At 54.1% G+C, this 18,453-nt stretch carries 25 protein-coding genes; 8 read left to right on the plus strand and 17 right to left on the minus strand.

Annotation, left to right across the window (positions count from 1 at the left end):
* Positions 1-538 precede the first annotated feature (538 nt).
* Complete coding sequence (locus tag A4E33_RS04465; RefSeq protein ID WP_292346484.1) at positions 539-1,321, plus strand: winged helix-turn-helix domain-containing protein; 783 nt, start codon at positions 539-541, stop codon at positions 1,319-1,321.
* Here the strand turns inward: A4E33_RS04465 and A4E33_RS04470 are convergent.
* Positions 1,318-2,169 carry a UbiA family prenyltransferase gene (locus tag A4E33_RS04470; protein WP_292346485.1) on the minus strand — a complete coding sequence of 284 codons (852 nt, stop codon included), beginning with the start codon at positions 2,167-2,169 and terminating at the stop codon, positions 1,318-1,320. The genes A4E33_RS04465 and A4E33_RS04470 overlap by 4 nt on opposite strands.
* A gap of 214 nt (positions 2,170-2,383) precedes the next feature.
* On the opposite strand from A4E33_RS04470, the gene A4E33_RS04475 reads away from it, so the two are divergent.
* Entirely contained in the window at positions 2,384-2,635 is a 252-nt protein-coding gene (locus tag A4E33_RS04475) for a hypothetical protein (RefSeq protein WP_292346486.1), read from the plus strand.
* Between the two features lie 431 nt (positions 2,636-3,066).
* Here the strand turns inward: A4E33_RS04475 and rpl18a are convergent, their stop codons facing one another.
* The 12 genes from rpl18a to A4E33_RS04535 all read right to left on the minus strand — a co-directional run bounded on the left by rpl18a (position 3,067) and on the right by A4E33_RS04535 (position 9,852).
* Positions 3,067-3,249 (minus strand): 50S ribosomal protein L18Ae, encoded by a 183-nt coding sequence (gene rpl18a / locus A4E33_RS04480; protein WP_292346487.1) that lies wholly within the window; start codon positions 3,247-3,249, stop codon positions 3,067-3,069.
* A gap of 5 nt (positions 3,250-3,254) precedes the next feature.
* Positions 3,255-3,917, minus strand: a complete 663-nt coding sequence (locus tag A4E33_RS04485; protein ID WP_292346488.1) for a translation initiation factor IF-6 — start codon at positions 3,915-3,917, stop codon at positions 3,255-3,257.
* The gene (locus A4E33_RS04490; protein WP_292346489.1) at positions 3,918-4,184 is read right to left on the minus strand and encodes a 50S ribosomal protein L31e; all 267 of its coding nucleotides are present in this window, start codon (positions 4,182-4,184) and stop codon (positions 3,918-3,920) included.
* Between the two features lie 3 nt (positions 4,185-4,187).
* Positions 4,188-4,340, minus strand: a complete 153-nt coding sequence (locus A4E33_RS04495; protein ID WP_292346490.1) for a 50S ribosomal protein L39e — start codon at positions 4,338-4,340, stop codon at positions 4,188-4,190.
* Between the two features lie 16 nt (positions 4,341-4,356).
* Positions 4,357-4,944, minus strand: a complete 588-nt coding sequence (locus A4E33_RS04500; RefSeq protein ID WP_292346491.1) for an alpha hydrolase — start codon at positions 4,942-4,944, stop codon at positions 4,357-4,359.
* Positions 4,944-5,282 (minus strand): DNA-binding protein, encoded by a 339-nt coding sequence (locus A4E33_RS04505; RefSeq protein WP_292346492.1) that lies wholly within the window; start codon positions 5,280-5,282, stop codon positions 4,944-4,946. Before A4E33_RS04505 ends, A4E33_RS04500 begins: the two co-directional genes overlap by 1 nt.
* A 9-nt stretch (positions 5,283-5,291) precedes the next feature.
* Positions 5,292-5,906, minus strand: coding sequence for a 30S ribosomal protein S19e (locus tag A4E33_RS04510; protein ID WP_292346493.1), 615 nt, complete (start codon positions 5,904-5,906; stop codon positions 5,292-5,294).
* Between the two features lie 390 nt (positions 5,907-6,296).
* A complete protein-coding gene (locus A4E33_RS04515; RefSeq protein ID WP_292346494.1) occupies positions 6,297-6,617 on the minus strand; it encodes a YhbY family RNA-binding protein in 321 nt (106 codons plus the stop codon).
* Positions 6,607-6,927, minus strand: coding sequence for a ribonuclease P protein component 4 (locus A4E33_RS04520; RefSeq protein WP_292346495.1), 321 nt, complete (start codon positions 6,925-6,927; stop codon positions 6,607-6,609). Before A4E33_RS04520 ends, A4E33_RS04515 begins: the two co-directional genes overlap by 11 nt.
* 111 nt (positions 6,928-7,038) lie before the next feature.
* Positions 7,039-7,644 carry a phosphoribosylglycinamide formyltransferase gene (gene purN, locus A4E33_RS04525; RefSeq protein WP_292346496.1) on the minus strand — a complete coding sequence of 202 codons (606 nt, stop codon included), beginning with the start codon at positions 7,642-7,644 and terminating at the stop codon, positions 7,039-7,041.
* Positions 7,641-8,942 carry a hemolysin family protein gene (locus A4E33_RS04530; protein WP_292346497.1) on the minus strand — a complete coding sequence of 434 codons (1,302 nt, stop codon included), beginning with the start codon at positions 8,940-8,942 and terminating at the stop codon, positions 7,641-7,643. Before A4E33_RS04530 ends, purN begins: the two co-directional genes overlap by 4 nt.
* Positions 8,943-9,030: 88 nt before the next feature.
* Positions 9,031-9,852 carry a sugar phosphate isomerase/epimerase gene (locus tag A4E33_RS04535; RefSeq protein WP_292346498.1) on the minus strand — a complete coding sequence of 274 codons (822 nt, stop codon included), beginning with the start codon at positions 9,850-9,852 and terminating at the stop codon, positions 9,031-9,033.
* A 42-nt stretch (positions 9,853-9,894) separates the two neighbouring features.
* Between A4E33_RS04535 and xseA the strand changes: the two genes are divergently transcribed.
* Together xseA and xseB are read left to right on the plus strand one after the other, a co-directional pair.
* Positions 9,895-11,145 (plus strand): exodeoxyribonuclease VII large subunit, encoded by a 1,251-nt coding sequence (gene xseA, locus A4E33_RS04540; protein WP_292346499.1) that lies wholly within the window; start codon positions 9,895-9,897, stop codon positions 11,143-11,145.
* Positions 11,129-11,314 carry an exodeoxyribonuclease VII small subunit gene (gene xseB / locus A4E33_RS04545; protein ID WP_292346500.1) on the plus strand — a complete coding sequence of 62 codons (186 nt, stop codon included), beginning with the start codon at positions 11,129-11,131 and terminating at the stop codon, positions 11,312-11,314. The genes xseA and xseB overlap by 17 nt, the downstream gene beginning before the upstream one ends.
* On the opposite strand, the gene A4E33_RS04550 is transcribed toward xseB, so the two are convergent.
* Complete coding sequence (locus A4E33_RS04550; RefSeq protein ID WP_292346501.1) at positions 11,298-11,726, minus strand: DUF371 domain-containing protein; 429 nt, start codon at positions 11,724-11,726, stop codon at positions 11,298-11,300. The two genes, xseB and A4E33_RS04550, sit on opposite strands and share 17 nt — an antisense overlap.
* A 33-nt stretch (positions 11,727-11,759) precedes the next feature.
* Here A4E33_RS04550 and A4E33_RS04555 point away from each other — a divergent pair, with 33 nt between their 5' ends.
* Positions 11,760-12,335 carry an HVO_0476 family zinc finger protein gene (locus A4E33_RS04555; protein WP_292346502.1) on the plus strand — a complete coding sequence of 192 codons (576 nt, stop codon included), beginning with the start codon at positions 11,760-11,762 and terminating at the stop codon, positions 12,333-12,335.
* A gap of 125 nt (positions 12,336-12,460) precedes the next feature.
* Here A4E33_RS04555 and A4E33_RS04560 read toward each other — a convergent pair whose 3' ends face one another.
* Complete coding sequence (locus A4E33_RS04560) at positions 12,461-13,147, minus strand: hypothetical protein (RefSeq protein ID WP_292346503.1); 687 nt, start codon at positions 13,145-13,147, stop codon at positions 12,461-12,463.
* 197 nt (positions 13,148-13,344) lie between these two features.
* On the opposite strand from A4E33_RS04560, the gene A4E33_RS04565 reads away from it, so the two are divergent.
* Positions 13,345-14,130 (plus strand): CBS domain-containing protein, encoded by a 786-nt coding sequence (locus A4E33_RS04565; protein WP_292346519.1) that lies wholly within the window; start codon positions 13,345-13,347, stop codon positions 14,128-14,130.
* A 407-nt stretch (positions 14,131-14,537) separates the two neighbouring features.
* Here the strand turns inward: A4E33_RS04565 and A4E33_RS04570 are convergent, their stop codons facing one another.
* Positions 14,538-15,716 carry an NDP-sugar synthase gene (locus tag A4E33_RS04570; RefSeq protein ID WP_292346504.1) on the minus strand — a complete coding sequence of 393 codons (1,179 nt, stop codon included), beginning with the start codon at positions 15,714-15,716 and terminating at the stop codon, positions 14,538-14,540.
* 114 nt (positions 15,717-15,830) lie between these two features.
* Between A4E33_RS04570 and A4E33_RS04575 the strand changes: the two genes are divergently transcribed.
* Positions 15,831-16,097: a hypothetical protein gene (locus tag A4E33_RS04575; RefSeq protein WP_292346505.1), complete on the plus strand. Its 267-nt coding sequence runs from the start codon at positions 15,831-15,833 to the stop codon at positions 16,095-16,097.
* A gap of 10 nt (positions 16,098-16,107) precedes the next feature.
* Here the strand turns inward: A4E33_RS04575 and A4E33_RS04580 are convergent, their stop codons facing one another.
* The gene (locus A4E33_RS04580) at positions 16,108-17,577 is read right to left on the minus strand and encodes a cobyric acid synthase (RefSeq protein ID WP_292346506.1); all 1,470 of its coding nucleotides are present in this window, start codon (positions 17,575-17,577) and stop codon (positions 16,108-16,110) included.
* 151 nt (positions 17,578-17,728) lie between these two features.
* On the opposite strand from A4E33_RS04580, the gene yciH reads away from it, so the two are divergent.
* Positions 17,729-18,034, plus strand: a complete 306-nt coding sequence (yciH, locus tag A4E33_RS04585; RefSeq protein ID WP_292346507.1) for a stress response translation initiation inhibitor YciH — start codon at positions 17,729-17,731, stop codon at positions 18,032-18,034.
* The last annotated feature ends 419 nt before the right edge of the window (positions 18,035-18,453 follow it).

The raw sequence follows: 18,453 nt of genomic DNA on the forward strand, positions 1-18,453 counted from the left end.
CACAGGGAACTGACAGCACAGGGATCTGTCCGTACCCGGTCCGTTGATGTTATCTCCGCATCCCGTAAACTTCATGATATCTGCCAGCAGTCCTTGTATCCAGGGTATCGGGTCAAGGAGAGAGTGTTGTGAGATTGGGGGAGTATGCGATCGATTTTGTGTGATGTGTGGATGTGATGCACGTTCAGGGGATCGCTACTCCGACACTATATCGGCAGAGAGATAGTATATTGCTATCCGTCGGACGATTTTAATGGTATTAAAATTTTTAATGACATAGTAATTCTGTATCTGTTTTCGCCCCGGCACAGGGATCGCAGTCAGGAAAAAAAAGAAAACCGGTTGGATTGGATGCAGTTAGGAGGAACTGCAGCAACATAATCTTGTTGATCTTGTATCGCGCATAAAAAGGGAGTATTCTGGAAATCCTGATGATTATTATCAAGATATCACAATATACTGAGGTATAGATAAAAAAACAATTTCAGAGGGTTTTTCTTGCAGTGGTACAATCACACTGGTATATTTACGCAAGATTATGAACGAACTCCTCAATATCATATCAGCATCGGACAAACGACGCAACCTCCTGATGCTCCTGAACAAAGGCCCCCGGGAATGGGATGACATCAAACAGATACTGAAGGTCACCTCAACCGGCATGCTCCCCCAGATCAAGATTCTTGAGGAAGAGAAACTGATAGAACGCGACCGGCGGAAGTTATCGCTTACACCGATGGGAAAAGTGCTCGCCACTCATATGGAACCCCTCATCAGGACGATGGAGATCTTCGATCGGAACCGGAAATTCTGGGAAGAACATAATATCGGTGTTCTCCCGTACGAGCTTCTGATCGATATCGCAGATCTGGGGGATTACCGGATTATTGAAGTTCCGGATGAGGATCTCTTTAATATCAATCCGTTCCTCCGGAACATCTCTTCTGCAAAATCGATTAAAGGTATCTCACATACCGTCCACCCGAAATTTCCGGAATTCTTTACAACGCTTGCGAAAACTGGGGTGCCCTCATCGCTGATCTTCACGCCGAATGTATACAAGATTGTATCAGAAAACTACCCGGATCTCCTTGAACAGTATCTTGGTTGTGCGAATGCGTCACTCTACGTATGCAGGGAAAACCTGAAGTTTTCATTTGCCGTGACGGATTCTTATTTTTCTCTCTCGCTTTTCTACAATTCAGATATTTTTGACTCAAAACATGATGTGACAAGCACCGATAACTCGGCATTATGCTGGGGTGAGCGGATCTTTTCATTCTTCAGGGAACAATCTGATAACATTAAGAACCCGGATTAGGCAGCAACCCCCGCCCGCAGTGCAAGACTTATCGCCGATTCCCAGTAAATGACTATCCACCGCATCCTCCGCAGGAACAGCTGGGAACACTGTTCGAAAGACGACGAGTAAACAATAAGGAACGAGGTATTGATAATCAGACTATACACAAGAATGACCCATTCGTTCCCGATGATCCGATAGAATACGGCATAGATCATGATGCAATGGAGAACGATGTTCATGAGCAGCAGGACTTCCTTGGTCGTTCTCTCACCAAGAGATACGGGTAATGTCCGGATCCCGGCTGCAAGATCCCCACGGACATCCTTGAAATCGTTTATACAGGACGTTATGAACAGTTTGATCGTATAAAAAAGGAAGATGACAAGAACCGTTATGGCAACATTGCACCAGCGGCTGACGATAAGAGCTATCGTTCCGCCCCACGTAACTCCGATGATGAAATTCTTCATACCGGCACCGCCTTTCAGCCTCAGGTGACAGCGACCTACCCGTATTCCCCGCGTGTAAACATACCCGACGATGAAGGGAAAGAACGGCGCAAGAAGGATCCCATCCATCGCTAGGAGGATTGTTCCGGCAATGAATGCAATGGTGCATACCAGGATAGCGGTATTGCCGTCAGCACCGATGAATTCGCTCTTGTTAATGATATCTTCTTTACAGTCAAGAGCGCGATCGAGGGTGTAGGTTGCATAGATTATGAGGGTAAATGCGATATACTCTGAGATGTGGATCTCCGCAGAGGCAAGGAGGAATGCAATATTCAGCCGGAGCCCTCCGGCAATAGCAACGACTGTTGAAGAATTCAGGAGTCGGAGGGTAGGTGAATTAAATCGTATCACACCAGAGAAAATTTTCACCGGCTTTTTTATTACAAACCCTTTAAAAATTTCAAGACTGTAATAATTTTCAATTTCACGCTATAAAACCGGAACGAATTTCCGAACCGTCATGGTTTTTCCCTTGGAAAAACAGGATTGACTCCAAAGATACTTTCCGCAGGGACAAAGTTTATCTTTTTACACCCGGTATCAGTCTCTTGTCTGGAGGGAGTTGATGATGGAGACGATGATAGGAAGGGTGATCCACTACTATCCGAAGATCAGTGTCGCTGCCGTCGTCCTGGAAGGCCATATTGCCCGGGGCGACCGGATCCACATCCGCGGTCCGCATGATGACCTGCACCAGGCCGTCACTTCAATGGAGATCGAACACATCCCGATTCGGGAAGCCGATAAAGGGCAGGACATCGGTATCAAGGTGATTGATCGCGTCCACACAGGCGATATCGTATACCGGGAGAGTTGATCCAGCGGATTTCGTACCGTGCCCCCTTTTTTCTACAGCCTTGATAATGGTTATCCACATCACATCCTGAATATGACGCAGGGTATTTGTGATGACTAGAGGACGGCAACCAGCCCCGGGTTTTTCTGCAACGCCGATTGTATCCGATATACCTGAATTTTTTTTACATCTCAGGCGGTTGGTGCAAGAATGGCCAGCCCATCTCGGGATCAGCCGTCATGTTGTGCGATTTATTTTAGACAGAGTGTATGATAAAAACATGAGGATTTGTCATCCAATCAGGAGGTCCTTGGAGTTGCCGGAAGCATGTGCATCGGCAAACGACTGCCCCGGCAGAATTCACGCAATAGCCAATAAACAATTCCCTGACAAAAAATTCTGCCCGGATATTCTTACAATTAAGAAAAGGAACAAGGAAAAAAATTCCGGCCTTACACAGCCCTGACAGCATCTATTTTGATATAGCGCCGTTTCAGGTTGTGTTTGCTGCCGATGACGGCAAGGGTTCGTTCCTTTGCCTGGTTCTCGTTGGGTGCCTCGACCACTTTCGTGTACGGCATCCAGTCCTCGCCCATTAAAAATGTTCCTTTCACTTCAAACTTCTGTTCTGCCATGTTACTTACTCCAGAAAACCAAATACGTCTTCAATCCTGCCCAGTTCAAAACCGCTCGTGGCATTGCCGGCAAGGTAGCCCTGTTCGTTGACCAGGAGGCCAGTACCGACCAGCGCACCGCCCATGTTGACCGATCCCGTGCCAACCGGTACCTTTGCTACCTCCTCAAGCTGGGAGATCTGCCGCTCGGTAGCACGGGGGTGTACGATAACCCCTTTGTTGGTGGCAACACCGGCCATACCGACGGTCTTCACACCGCCAAGGGTCAGGTGGATTACCTCCACTTCGAGGAACTCACCAATGACCTGCGAAAGCTCGGTAGGCATATCCTGGTGAACCGCGGCAAAGGTGTCGTTTGCCATGATCACGTTGCCGGCTGCATTCATCGATTCGGTCAGCAGCAGAACCTCGCGGTGTTCCGCAAGCCTGTCGACCTCTTCTTCAGTTGCCAGTCCCGAAACCACAACGCCGCGGCTGTTGCCGGCGACCAGGGAACCGATGATGGAACTTCCCTGGATCGTGGTCTCGACAAGCGTTACGTTCAGGGCATCCCGGACAGCACTTTTGAATTCCTCCGGTGACTCAGGGGGAACGATAGCGATGTCGCCCAGCACCCTGGCAAATACCCCGATATTCGGGTCGCCTGCAAACGTGATCGTGCGTTCCATCTACGATTCCGGTGCAAGTTCTGCCTGAACCTGCCCGTCCTCCATCTTCATGGCACGGACCCGGATCTTTGACGGCGGCTTCTCGGCACCCCGGCTCCAGACCATCTCGTTGATACCCTTGTCGAGCTTGACATCCTCGCTTTTCATGTGCTTGGCAAGGAATTTTCTGATATCCTTGATCGCGCCGTTGCTCCGCTTCCAGCGGGGCATCCGCCGTGCATCCCGCAGGGGGATGATATAAATGTGCTCCTGCATGTTCTCTGCCATGGCTTACACCTTCAGCGTGCTCTTGCGCCAGTTGCGCCTTCTCGGGTGCGAAACAACACCGCGCTTGGTCCTGACCATTACCCACTGGGGTACGCGCCGGTTCTGGTCGCATGCCTTCGCCAGCCGTATCTTCCTGCCTTTGCTTAGTTTGCTCATGTTGTCACCAACTCACTTATGCTTTCCTGCCCACGACCAGTGACTGCTCGTGATGCGCCGGAAACAGGGACGCTGGATCGGACCCGCGGGCCTTGATCGCATCCCGTATCTCTTTCTCGTAATCACCGTTCCGGATCGACCCGGTCTCCCCGTACTGAACGACAAGGAACCGGTCTGCCAGACGGTCGATTTCGCGCCTGGGGATCCCGAGCAGGGGCCGCACGTACGAGCACCCGGTCCGGTCCATCAGGCTCTGGACGGTCTCGCGCGGGAGCATCGGGACCCGGTCATCGAACCGTGTGCCGTCCCCGACCACGTCATACTCCGCGGCGAGCGATTCAACGGCTGCCAGGTGGACTGCGTTGATGGCATCATTCGGATACCCCTTGGCAATCACCAGGTCGGCCATGTTCTTCAGCATTCCTTCCGGAAATACCCGTTTTTTCAGGGGATAGCCCAGTGCACGCGCCGCAGCCTCCAGCTGCGGGATCTGGCGGAGCGGGTCGAACACGAACGTGTTGAGTTCGACCTCGTAATACGTACCCAGCATGATGGATGCAAGGGAACTGTCCTTTCCGCCGCTGTACAGCACTCCAGCTTTCATTATCGTCGTGTGATGGAGTAATCCCGCTTCTGGGGCGCGAGCTGCCGGAGCAGCTCCTTGAGCTGTGCATCGGTAATCTTCTTCTGGAGCCGCCCGCTCTGTGCGAGGGCAACCAGCTGCTGCTCGACCGCACCGGCAAACTCGGGCTTGGTCAGCTTGATGGTGTTCAGCCGTTCCCGTGCATCGGGCTCGAGAATCTGCATGAGCACCATCTGGATCTGGGATTTCAGCCGCTGCTGCCGCTCGAGCTCTTCCTGCATTGCCTGCTGGTCACCGGCCTGCTGCTGCAGCTGTGCCATCCTGCGCCTGCGGAGTTCTGCCAGCTCGTCGTCTCCCATTGGTACACCTCACTGGGGTGCTTCTGCTTTATCTGCTTTCTTGCCTTCAGCCTTCTCTTTCTTGGCTGCCGGCTTCTTCTCAGCCTTGCCGCCCTCGGCACCTTCAGCTGCCGGGGCCTTCTCGCCCTTCTGCTTGCCGCCCTTCCTGCCTTCGGCCTTCTTGGGCTCTTCAGCTACGGGCTTGACGCGCTTGGGGACCGGTGCAGGCGGGTTCTTTTTGACTTCCTGCGAGAGGTTGTCAAGGAACTTCATGCCCTCAGCAGATACCCGGCGCCCGGTCTTGTCGTGTATGATAAGGCCGGCAGCCTCGAGCTGCTGGAGGGACTTACGGAGGATCGAGCCGCTGCCCTTGCGGAACGCGTTGGGCTTGGAACCGCGGTTCTTGTTGCCGCCATAGAAACTCCGCATCCGTTCGACACCCAGCGGGCCGTCTACATAGACGCGTCTCAGTACTGCTGCAGCCCGGGTAAACCACCAGTCGGGATCTTCGGGGGGCATCTCTTTGTGCACGCCCGTCTTTGCAAAGGCAGCCCATGCGGGGGGAACGATCTCCTTCCGCTTCTTGAGCTCCTCGGCAGCCCTGCGGATGATATGGTCCGGGGGGACATCGTATACAGTCGTCATCTGATACCTCTACTGTTGATAATGAAATAACAGTCTTAACTTATAGGACAGGAGGGTTCTTATATATTTCCACAGGCGGTTTCGCCGACGGTGAAAAAAGTGAGGAATGTTCATCAGCCGGATACAGCGGAGGGTGAGAATTTGTTTCTCAGGCTCTGCAGAAAACCTCCCGGGATGTGGCAACAGATTGGGATGGGACGACGGGCGCCCGGGGGCTGTCGACCCTCGCCCCGTGGATCATGAGCTTATCCGGGTATCAAAAAAATGATAGAATACGGGGGCCAAGGGAGCTTGCCCCCTTGGGCTGCCTCCCCCTCCGGGGGAGAGAGGGGATCACCCTCGCAATTCCACTGAGTGCGTTGCAGGAAGGGATTTCTCCAGAGCCGTTTCTTATTCTTTTTTCTTTACCGGTTTCAGTTTCCCGATCACCCGGGACCTTGCGGTGCCCGGAGATTTCGCCGGTGTTTTTGGGGGGGTCCTGCCCTTTTCCGCAAGGATCATGGTCCTGCCCCTTACCCCGACAAGAATGGCATTGGCCTCTGCTGCAACGGCTGCCGGGTCGACCTCGGCGTTCTGCAGCCATTTCACTTTTATCAGCTTCCGCTTTTTCAGCTGGGATGCAATCTCTTCAATCATGGTCCCGCTGCAGCCCTGCTTGCCTATCCAGACCGTCGGCTTGAGGTCCTGCATTGACCGGTCGTCACTGTCCATCTGATCTCACCACGCGTATCCTGGTCTTTTTTTTGCACTCCAGGCAGGTTATCACGATATTCCCCCGGTGCACCCGTACCCGCATGTTCTTTCCCGGCACGAGAAATGCGTAACAGTGGTGGCAGAACTGGCGGCGGAACCCGCGGTCAACCCTGACCCGCTGGCGCATGGCGATCCTGCGGGCGATTGCAACATAGCGGTTGCTCCGTTCCGGATGCTCGGGGAAGGCCAGACGCGCCTGCTCAAACAGGATACTGATCCGTTCCCTTGCCACCTGTTTTGTGGCGGGAGTCTTCGAACGCTCCTTCACGATACACCTGCCGGGATCCGGTTGTGCGTACTATGGATGTCCCGTGTAAAAAAAACCGTAGTGACCATTGCAATAACCAGACACCATCCTGTATCGGGATCCTCATTGGATTCAGCGGATCCGGACGGTCCTGCCGGTGATTTCCAGTCTTCCCTCGCAGAAGAGGCGTATCGCTTCCGGGTAACACCTGTGTTCTTCAACAAGGATCCTGTCGGCAAGCGCATCCTCGTCATCGTCCTGGAGAACCGGCACGCATTTCTGGAGGATGATGGGACCGCAGTCCAGGTTCTCGTCAACGAAATGCACCGTGCACCCGGAGACCTTCACGCCATACTCAACGGCCTGACGCTGGCCGTGAAGGCCGGTGAAACTCGGGAGCAGGGCAGGATGGATATTTATTATCTTCTGCGGGAATGAACGGACGATCCCGGGCCCGAGGATCCGCATATACCCTGCAAGCACATAGAGATCTGCCCGTGTTTTTTTCATGGCAGCGAGGAGGGCAGTTTCGTATTCTGCCCTGGACGCAAAAGTGGTATAATCAAGGACGGTGACCGGGACACCGGCTTTCCCTGCCCGTTCAATGGCAAAGGCTTTCGGATTGTCGGTGATGAGTGCCACACAGGTTGCAGGGATCCGGCCTGCTGCGATAGCTTCGATCACCGCCTGGAAGTTCGAACCCCTGCCCGAAGCGAGCACCGCGATGCGTTTCTTCATCTCTTCCCCTGATCTGCACTGTCTGCCTGCCCCGGGCCATCAGCATGGGCAGCATGGTTCACGATCTTTACCTTGACGATGCGCCGGCCGTGCATCTGCATGACCACAAGGGTTATCCGGCCGTCATCGATCTCAACCTTTTCACCGGGGTGCTGCGGGATATGCCCGAGACGGTCGATGATAAGCCCGCCGATGGTCTCATAGGACTCGCTTGCCGGCAGGGCAAGCCCCATGGTATCGTTAATCTCCTCGACCCACATCTGGCCGTCGACAACGTGGACACCCGGGGCAAGTTCCTGAACCCCGGGTTCCTCCTTGTCGAACTCGTCGAGGATATCTCCGACAAGCTCCTCGAGGATGTCCTCGACCGTGACAATACCGACAAAACTGCTGTACTCGTCAATGACGATGGCCATCTGGACCCGGTGTATCCTGAGTTCCTTCAGCAGGTCGTCGATCTTTTTGGTCTCTGGAACGAACATGGGATCGTACATAACCTCACGGACGGTCGAATCCTTCCGGTGCGAGACCATGGCGGAGAAGACATCCTTGACATTCAGGATACCCGTGATGTTATCGATCTGGCCGTGATAGACCGGAATGCGTGAGAACCCGGTCTCGTTGAAGATCCGTATTGCATCCTCGAACGATATCGTATCCTGAATGACAACCACGTTGACGCGGGGTGTCATGATCTCCCGTGCTGTCGTGTCGCCGAACTCAAGGACCGAGTAGAGCATATCCTGTTCCTCGGGCTCGATGGTCCCCTCCTCCTTTCCCACATCGATCCATTCCTTGATCTCTTCTTCCGTGACCGCGGGTTCGGAACTATCCTTGCCGATGCCGAGTTTCGGTGTTACCCGGTCCATGATCCAGATAAGGGGGAAGAACAGTTTTGAGAGGAGAAAGATGACCGGTGCAACGGCGAGGGCAAATGAGTCAGAAGCCCGGCTCGCATAGATCTTCGGCCCGATCTCGCCGAAGACGAGAAGGACGATAACAACAAAACCGGTTGCGATGCCTATGCCGACATCACCAAACATCTGGATCGCGATCGCAGTTGCAAGCGATGCAGCACCGATATTCACGATATTGTTCCCGATCAGGATCGTTATAAGAAGATGCTCGGGAGATTCCTTCAGCGCAACGAGAGCATGCGATCCTACCCGGTTCTCGTTATCGAGTGTGCGGACCTTTGCCCGGGTTATCGATATGAGAGCAACTTCCGAACTCGAAAAAAATGCTGACAGGAGGACACAGAGTATGAAAAGGAAGATCTGGAAAGCGTTTTCTATCATTGTGTTTCACAACGTGCGGGGGCACGCAGATAATTCCGACTGAAAGTGTTACCAGTATATTCGGAAACTGATGTAATAAACCCAGCGCTCATCGCAGACATTCATGCATGAACGCCCGGTCGTGCGACAGGATGGCGATCTTCTCATCGGCGGTCAGGTGATGCGGTAAATTCAGATCGTCGATCTCGAGCGTCAGCGGCCCGGTATATCTGGCATCTTTCAGGGCATGGATGACCTTTACCATCAGCGGATTTTGGTCGAGCGGAAGGTGTAACCTCTTCCCCTCCTTCCGGCTGATATGTACGTTTGCCAGACGGTCATGACAGAGCCCGATATAGCGGAATGGTTCGTCATCGGATGCTGCAAGGGCATGGGCAACATCGAGCGTAAAGAAAAGCCAGGGCTCATCGTCCAGCAGCTGCCGGACACGCTCCGGTGTGCAGAGGAACGAGTTTACCGCGGGTTCCATATTCTCCATACAGATTTTCAGGCAGTTTTGAGTCGCAACCGTGCGAAGGGCGGAAAGGTACCGTCCGAACCGGGCATAATCTGCTTCTCCCGGCGGACGCTTTGCCGTCCGCCTGCCCGGGTGGACCGTGAGAATGGAAGCCCCCAGCCGTTCCGCGATGGCAGCCGAGCGGACAGCGTACCCTATCGAAACCTCAGCCACATCAGGGTTGATCGAACAGGGATTCAGGTCAAGGATGGGTGCGTGGACCGTAAGGGTCCGGATCTCCGGGTGCTGTTCCCTGCAGGAGATCACTTCTCCAGCAGGAAGATCCCGCAGCCAGAAATGCGGGGTCTCGAGCCAGTACTCGATGCCGTCAAGGCCCGAGCGTGAAACATAGCGGAAGATCTCGGGAGTCGTATACTCGTGGAAGAACATGCTGGATACGGCAAACGACCCCATAACCCTCTAATTTGATATGCGGTTTTATCCTAATAGTTGTTGATGGACTGGTTCAATACCCCGGACGAGCCGCAAGGGAAACCAGCGGCCCCGCTTCTTGTCTCCGAACTCTCGGCCATCATTGCAGAACTCCTTGACGACCAGCGGCTGCAGGACATCAGGGTCAGGGGCGAGGTGACAAATTATAAGCATCATGGCCGTGGCCACCGGTACTTTTCGCTTTCGGAGAAAGGGGGGGGAAATACTGCGGCGGTCATTAAATGCGTGATGTGGCGCTCGGATGCCGACCGGCTCGCATTTACCCCGGAAGAGGGGATGGAAGTTATTGTATCCGGGTCGGTCACCGTGTACGCACCGCACGGGGCATACCAGCTTCAGGTAAAGAAAATGGAGAAGGCCGGGCTCGGCGAGAAGTACCTGCTGGTCGAGCAGTGGAAGAAGGAACTTGCTGCCCAGGGTCTCTTTGACACCTGCCGAAAGCGGGCACTTCCGGTGTTCCCGGCACGGATTGGTGTGGTCACTTCAGAAACCGGCGCGGTCATTCACGATATCAGGAATGTCGTGGAGAGGAGATATCCGCTTGAGATCGTCATCTCCCCGACTGCCGTGCAGGGAGAGGATGCCCACCGGCAGATCGCATCGGCCGTTCGCCGGCTTGACGGCCTCGTCGATGTCGTGATCGTTGCCCGCGGGGGAGGAAGCTTCGAGGACCTGTTCCCCTTCAACCATCCCGATGTTGTCAAGGCCGTCGCAGCCTGTCCGGTTCCGGTAGTCAGCGCCATCGGCCATGAGGTTGACGTGACACTCGCCGATCTCGCGGCAGATGTCCGGGCACCCACCCCGTCGGCAGCAGCCGAACTGGTTGTTCCGGACAGGAATGTCCTTACCCTCCAGCTTCAGGAACTGCGGGTCCGGATGAACTCCTCACTCCTTGGGAGGGTGGCATGGGCAAAAGAAGAGATCTGCAGCCTTCGGGACCGGCTCAGGCCCCAGCGATTCCTCCGCAGACTGGATGAGCGGAAAACGGCAACGGCAGACCTTGCTGATAGGCTCGAACGGGGATTTGCAGCCCGGCTGGAACGCAACCGCCTCCATATTGCCGAACTTCGTGCGATCCTGGAGGGGAGGAGTCCCCGTGCCGTTCTCTCCCGGGGGTATTGTGTTGCTGAGAAGAATGGACGAGTTGTGAGGGGGACTGCCGGTCTGAATAAGGATGACCGGCTGAAACTCCGGTTCTATGACGGCAGCAGCGACGTTGCCGTGGAGCGTGTAGACCATGACGGAAACGTATGAGAAGAAGATCGAGGAACTGAAACGAATCATTGAAAAGATTGAGGACGGGAACACAAGCCTCGACGAGAGCATGCAGCTCTACGAGCAGGGTGCCGCGCTTATCCGGCAGTGCGAGGCCCTGCTTGCCGAGGCAGAGATGAAGGTCACCATGCTCAGCCGGGACGCGTGACAGTCAGGGTAACGACCATCTCTTCTCCCCGTTCGAGACATTGAACAAGTTCGCGCGGCAGGGTCCTGGCCACCGTATCGGAAAGGATTCCTATCGTGCGGCCGCAGACAAAAGCGCTCTTCCTCCAGACGAGATCGGTCGGGTGGTCGAGGGTGAATGACGAAGAACCACGGGACCGTATTTCCACGACAGTGTTCCCGCAGGCAAGATGCGTCAGGAGGACTGCATCATCATGTGAAAGGATTTCCCTGAACGTCTCAGAGAGATCTCCGCATCCCTTATCCGAGGCTATGCCGATGATGCAGTTCCCGTTTTTTGTAAGGTGGTCCTCACGCGTCACTTCGAATGTTGTGGGATGGGTGCCAAGGACCAGGGGGTGACCCCGGCACCGGATGATCTCCTGCGCCTCCATGCTTTATCATGTGAGGGCTGCCATTCATATTCAATGTTTATCACCGCCAGCTGTCCTGAATGCAGGGACGAGACCGAGCATGAAGTTGTCGCCGAATCCCGCGACCTTCTTGTACGGTGCACGGCCTGCGGCCACCACCACCGGATCAAAAAAGAGCGCGAGCCCCGGCCACTCCAGGTCAGGGCAATTGTATCCCGCGAAGGCACATCAAGAGTCTGCAGCATCGAGCTTGCAGAAGAGGACGAATGTACCGTTGGCGATCACCTGGTTGCTGAATGCGGCGATGATGCGTTCGGCGTCGAGATCACGTCCATTGAATGCGGTGAAAAGCGGGTAAACCGTGCAAAGGCCCCATCTGTCACAACCCTCTGGACACGGGCTATCGAGACTGTTGTGGTCAAGATCTCGATCCATGACGGCTGGCATACCCACCCCCTCTATAAGGAATGCGATGGCGAAGAGCCGTTTGTGGTCGGGGAAGTTTACACCGTGGCGAAAAAGAAGTTCCGGATCACACACCTGAAACTCCGTGACGGCCCGCTCATGCGCAAGGATGGCTGGAAAACCGTTGCCCACCGCGTGAAGCGGATCTATGGATCCCGGGTTTAATTCATCTTTCTACTCGTCGGCCTTCGGATGGATGCCAGCCCTGCGGCTGGCCGTTCCTGGAAAACGAAGATGCCTCTTTGATCAGACAACGTGTTTCCATCGGGATACAAGAAAAAAAGAGACAATCAGGTTTTCGCGTTGATAGACACGATACTGATGTCGACCGTGGGATACCCAAGATCAACGACTATGCTCTCGTTGGTCCTGCGGGTTATTTCACCGACACGTGTATAGGTTGTGGAATTGTTTCTCATCATCCCATAGGGATCATCCGAAACACCGAGGGCAAAGAACTCCCCGGTCCTGAGTTCACTGATATTGACGCTGTTGTTCGCGAGCTGGGCCGCAGACCATTCCTGTTCTATGGAACTGTTGGGGATCGCTATCCGTTTCTGGTCACCGGTTCTCATACCGACCAGCTGCTGGTTAATCGCATCATATTCCGAGGAGAAGAGTGCGTACTGTGTTGTCCACCCGCCGGTACTCGTATAGATCATGACCGGAAAAATGGTCGAGGTCAGGTTCCTGCCTGCCGTCATCGAGAGCTGCCTCGAGATGATGATGTCCCGGCCCTTCTCGGCAGCCCTGGTATAGGCCTGCTGGCTGGAGGTCATGACCGGATCCCCGGCAGCATCGTATATTGTATAATCGATGACAACCGTATCGCCGGGCTTGATGACCGTGAACATCGTAAGCCAGTGCGAGCCCATGCCGGATAGAATCATAAGAACAACAAACAGGACACAGGCACCGATAATGAAAACCTGATACACCTTCTTCTTTAGTTCTTCCTTCTGCTTTTTCTCGCCCATTATTTCAGTTCCTCCGTATTATATCCTCATCCAACCGTCATAAATCATTCCGCTTGCGCCTGTTTTGACTACGGCAGCTGGCATCCATTCCGGGATCAGGAGATATGCAGAGGAGAACCACCGGGAGGTATCGTTCGCATCCCGGCCCATCTGCCCTGTCCGATGTCTTTTATGCCTCTTTCACTAAAGGAGTAATGATGGACAAGAAACGGGTCAAAGATTATATGACCTACGATGTCGTCAGTGTTGATATCGGCGGCACTGCAAAGGATGTCATTGATAAAATTCACCAGACTCACCATGACGGTTTCCCGGTCATCGACAACAGCGTTGTTGTGGGATACATATCCGCCCGGGACCTCCTGTTCGTGCAACCATCAACCCCGGTCGAACAGGTGATGTCGAAGAACCTGATCGTGGCTGACCCGGAGATGGATATCAACGATGCTGCACGTGTTATTTTCCGAAGCGGCATCCAGAAATTACCGGTTGTCGATGAAAAGAACCATCTGCTCGGCATTATTTCGAATTCAGATGTGATCCGGTCCCAGATCGAGCATGTTTCCCCGGAAAAAGTCTTCAATTTCATCACCACGTTAAAGAAGCTGTACAACGTCGATCCGAACCTTGACAGGGGAACGGTCCCTATCCGGGATCTCCTCCCCACACAATCGAAGATTTATGAAGACGAACTGGAAGGAAGGATTTACGAGATCAAAAAAGGGCTGGCCGAGCCGATCATCGTGGTCAAACGACCCGGGCGCACCATACTCGTGGATGGTCATCACCGGGCAGTTGCTGCAAAGCGGCTCGGCATAACAGCGCTCGATGCATACATCATCGATGTAAGGGAGGATATCGAGCTCGGGATGGAACGGACCGCCCATGCAATGAACCTGAAGACTCTTGACGATGTCCAGATTCTCGATTATGCCCGTCACCCGCTGGTTGCGATAACGCACCGCCTGGTGAAACGGGACTGACCTCCCGTTTTCCTGTTCAAAGGTCTTACAACCTTCTCACTCCGGAAACGTTCCGTGAGGTGAGAGGAGTTACTTTTGTAAAAATTACAATGAGTTCGCACCGTGCGGGTTTCCCATGAAAATCACATTATTCGACCGATGACGGGGGCTGATGCCCCCATACCCCCGGATTGTAATACATGGCCGCCGCCCCGAAGGACGCCCCCGCGGCGGCTTCAATTCCTTTTTTCCGGAAGCCGGTCTTTCCCTGCCATACCGTACCAGGGCATTGGCGCGGGGTACACTCAATAATATCCGGCGTACAGGGGATTTTCATTGTTTGGGTATGAATTCCTGGTCATGCATGTTCCTTCGGAGCCTGATTTTCTGTCACAGGTCAAAAGGAGATCCGCTTCTGGCCGGGAGAATTACGAACCATCATATTTCAGGTCAAACTTCTCGTTGAGCACATGCTCCTTGACCACGGTTCCATCCGCGATGACAACCTCCGGCCAGAGCCGGGTCTTGGAGTGGATGACCACACGGTCGCGCAGCACCACGCGGGGGCCGATGACCGTATCGTTCTCAATGCTGCATTTCTCTCCGATATGGGTATCGTTGTCGATGATACTTCCCGAGATCGTGCTGTTCGCGCCGACAATAACCCGGTTGTAGAGCGATGAGGAGAAGACCTTGACGTTATTCCGGATGATACATTTGTCACCGATGCTCGTGTAGGGCCCGATCAGGACGTTATCACCAATAGATGTTCCCTGGCCGATAGCCACGGGACCGATCACCTTCGTATTCCTCCCCAGCGTGATCGATTCACCGAGCTGGACCGGGCCTTTCACCTGTGCACCGTGACTGGAGAGATTGCCGATAATATCAGTAAACGCAATGTCCTGCAGTTTCCAGCGCTCTGCCTGTCGCAGCGAGTGCGGGCTTCCGACATCGGTCCAGTTGCCCCGGGCAAGCCACCCCTTGATCGTTTCCCCGTTCTCCATGAGGGCCGGGAAAAGGTCGCGGGCAAAATCATACTTCGTATTCGGCGGGATGTGATCGAATACCGAGGGATTGCAGATGTACATACCAGTACTCGCGAGGTTCGAGAAGATCTCGCCGGGAGCCGGTTTCTCCTTGAACCTCCGGATCGTGTAACTTACATCGATCTCCGCGATACCGTATTCGCCGGGATCATCGATGGAAAGCAGGCCGATGGATGTTGCAGCTTTTTCCTTCTGGTGCGCCCGGTAAAATTCAAGAACGTTCAGGTCGGTGACATGATCGCCGCCAACGACAAGAAAATCGTGGCCGTCAAGATATTTCTGTGCATTTTTCACGCTTCCCGCGGTTCCGAGCTTGGTCTTCTCGTGGACATAGGTCATCTCAACGCCGAAAAGAGACCCGTCGCCAAGTGCGTCCTCGATTGCAGATCCCATGTACCCGAGCGTGACCACGACCTCCCGGAATCCCATGTTCGAGAGGTGGGAGACAAGGTGCTGGATGGACGGGCGGTTGACGATGGGGATACAGGGTTTCGGCCGCTCGAACGTCAGGGGGCGGAGGCGGGTTCCCTCGCCACCGCACATGATGCACACCTTCATGCATCAGTTTTCGTGCCGGGACGTTTTAATGATAGTGCTATTTTGCCCCCGATTCTCCGGTTTTATATCCTCACGGGTGAAACGGGATATCAGCAGAGATGACGGGAGAATACCATGGCTGAAGACGAGTACCGGATCCTGCCGGTAACAAAGGGCACAGTCCAGTGCCTGCCCGGAAAAAAAGAGCCGACAGAGAACTGCGGGTTCTGCATCCACTGCCGGGAGTTCCGTGTCGGGGGGAAGTATGTCAAATCCCCCTCGCTTGCCTACTGCATGAAATGCCGGGTGACTGAGCGGGTGGATTTTTCAAAAGCCGATGCCGTGAAATGCGCTGACCGCCAGGGCGAGGGATTTCACAGCATCACGAGCATCATCAGCTGATCCTGCTTTTTTATTCCCTTATTGTTGTAACCGCGGGTTTTTCATTCAGGATCCTGACAATCCTGTCCATGTCCACGTGCTCTTCAAACACTGCTGCAAGAGAAACGTACGGATCGCAGGAAGCATCCGGTATGGGTTCGAAAAGCAGACCTTTTTTCGTATGAAGGTACGAGAGCAGCGCATTTGCGGCGTTCGGGTTCTGGAAGATACCGTGCATGTACGTTCCGAATACCAGCCCGTCGCTGCTGACAAGACCGTCTCCTTCCAGCGCTTCCCGGCAGCTGCCTGTCCCGGTCTTCCCCATATGGATCTCATAGCCTGTAACCCTCCCCATTGACGAAAGGATGGGAGGAACCGGCCGGGCATTGCGCGTTACCTGTGTCGTGGTTTTGTCATAGCTTGCAAAGCAGGTGGTACAGTCAAGTAACCCGAGCCCCTCATAGGTTCCTGCGGCAGATTCATACCCTGCATCAATAAGGGTCTTCCCAAGCATCTGGTACCCCCCGCAGATTCCGATGACCGGGACACCCGATTCCCGTGCGCGGATAATCTCGCGATCCATCTCTGTCTGCCTAAGTGTGAGAAGATCGTCAACCGTATTCTTGGTCCCCGGGATGATGATGCAGTCGTACCCGTCAAGAGATGTTCCCGGTTGTATATACTCAACAGAGGCATACTGCTCGAGCAGCTCGAAATCCGTGAAATTCGCAATCCGGGGAAGCCGGACCACCGCGATACGGACGCCGCTTTCCGGGAGCCGTTTATCCCCAAGAGAGAGAGAATCCTCGCTCGGGAGGGGAAGTGAGAAGTACGGCACAACACCAAGAACCGGGATACCGCAAAGTTCCTCAATCCTCGAGACACCCGTGGCAAAGATCGCAGGATCGCCGCGGAACTTGTTGATGATGATGCCCCGGACCAGCTGCCTGATATCGTCCGGAAGGAGTGCCAGTGTCCCGTACACCTGCGCAAAAACCCCGCCCCGCTCGATATCGGCAACAAGGATCACCGGAATTTTCAGGGCCCGTGCAAGCAGGATGTTTGCGATATCCCGATCATAGAGGTTCAGTTCAGCTGCACCACCGGCGCCTTCGACAACAACCTGCCCGTATTCATCTGCAAGGCGGGCAAAGGACTCGAGTGCCTTTTGTAACAAGAACGGTGTTTCCCGGTAATACTCCGTTATCGGGACATCCTTGTACGGCCGGCCGTTCAGCACGACCTGGGAGACACAGTCCCCCTTGGGCTTGAGGAGGACCGGATTCATGTCCGTGTGAGGGTGAACGCCGGCCGCGGATGCCTGCATGGCCTGTGCCATGCCGATCTCGCCACCATCCGGTGTCACGAACGAGTTCAGGCTCATGTTCTGGGACTTGAACGGTGCAACCGGTATACCGCGCATCAGAAGGCAGCGGCAGATCGCGGCGACCGTGATACTCTTTCCCACATGGGAGGACGTTCCCATCACAAAGAGCGACATATCCTGCAATAGTTTCTGACCCGGATGATAATAACAGGTACTCTTTTTCCCGATCGTGCAATCCGGAGGGATCCTGTTTTTTCGGGTATCCGGGAATTTTTCCGCCGGCAATGCCAAGTAATAAATAAAGAGAAACTCACAGATAGATGTAATGATTGGTGGGATTTGCCCGACGTGTGGTCTACCTAAAGAACTGTGTATTTGTGAGGAGGTAGCAAAGGAACAGCAGAGGATCAATGTCAAAGTGAACAAACGGCGATACGGAAAAGAAGTGACCGTCATCGAGGGGCTTGATCCAACCGATATCGATCTCGAGGATCTTTCCAAGTATATGAAGGGCAAACTCGCATGCGGCGGCACCGTAAAAGGCAATTCCATTGAACTGCAGGGGAATCATCGCGACCGGGTCAAGGAACTGCTGTCCCTCAAGGGATACAGCACGGAAAACATCTCGTAATTTTTCTGTCCTTTTTTGTGCAGGGTTTTTTGGGCCCTGGAGAAAAACCCCGGTGGTATAATATCAGATTAGGATGGAGCCACGGGCGCCCGGTGTCTGTCGACCCTCGCCCCGTGGAGCATTACCTTTTCCGGGTATTCCAAAGTATGATCGATTAGGGACGTTACGGGAGCTTGCTGTTCTGGGCTGCCACGTCCACAGGGGGGATGATGGGAGTGCCCTTGCAATTTCGTTGAGTATATCATAGGAATGGATTTCTGCGGAAACGGATTATGATCGTTCCATTCCGGATTTATTAAAAAAATTGAGCAGACGGTCCCACCACCTCCCGTTTTCATAAGCCGGGCGTTTTTACCAGTTGTCCAGGGGTCCGTCATCGGGAATACTCCTGCAGAAGAACGAGGATCCGATTCGGAAAA

The organism is Methanoregula sp. PtaB.Bin085 (genome assembly GCF_002067035.1).
In the GTDB taxonomy this organism is placed as follows: domain Archaea; phylum Halobacteriota; class Methanomicrobia; order Methanomicrobiales; family Methanospirillaceae; genus Methanoregula.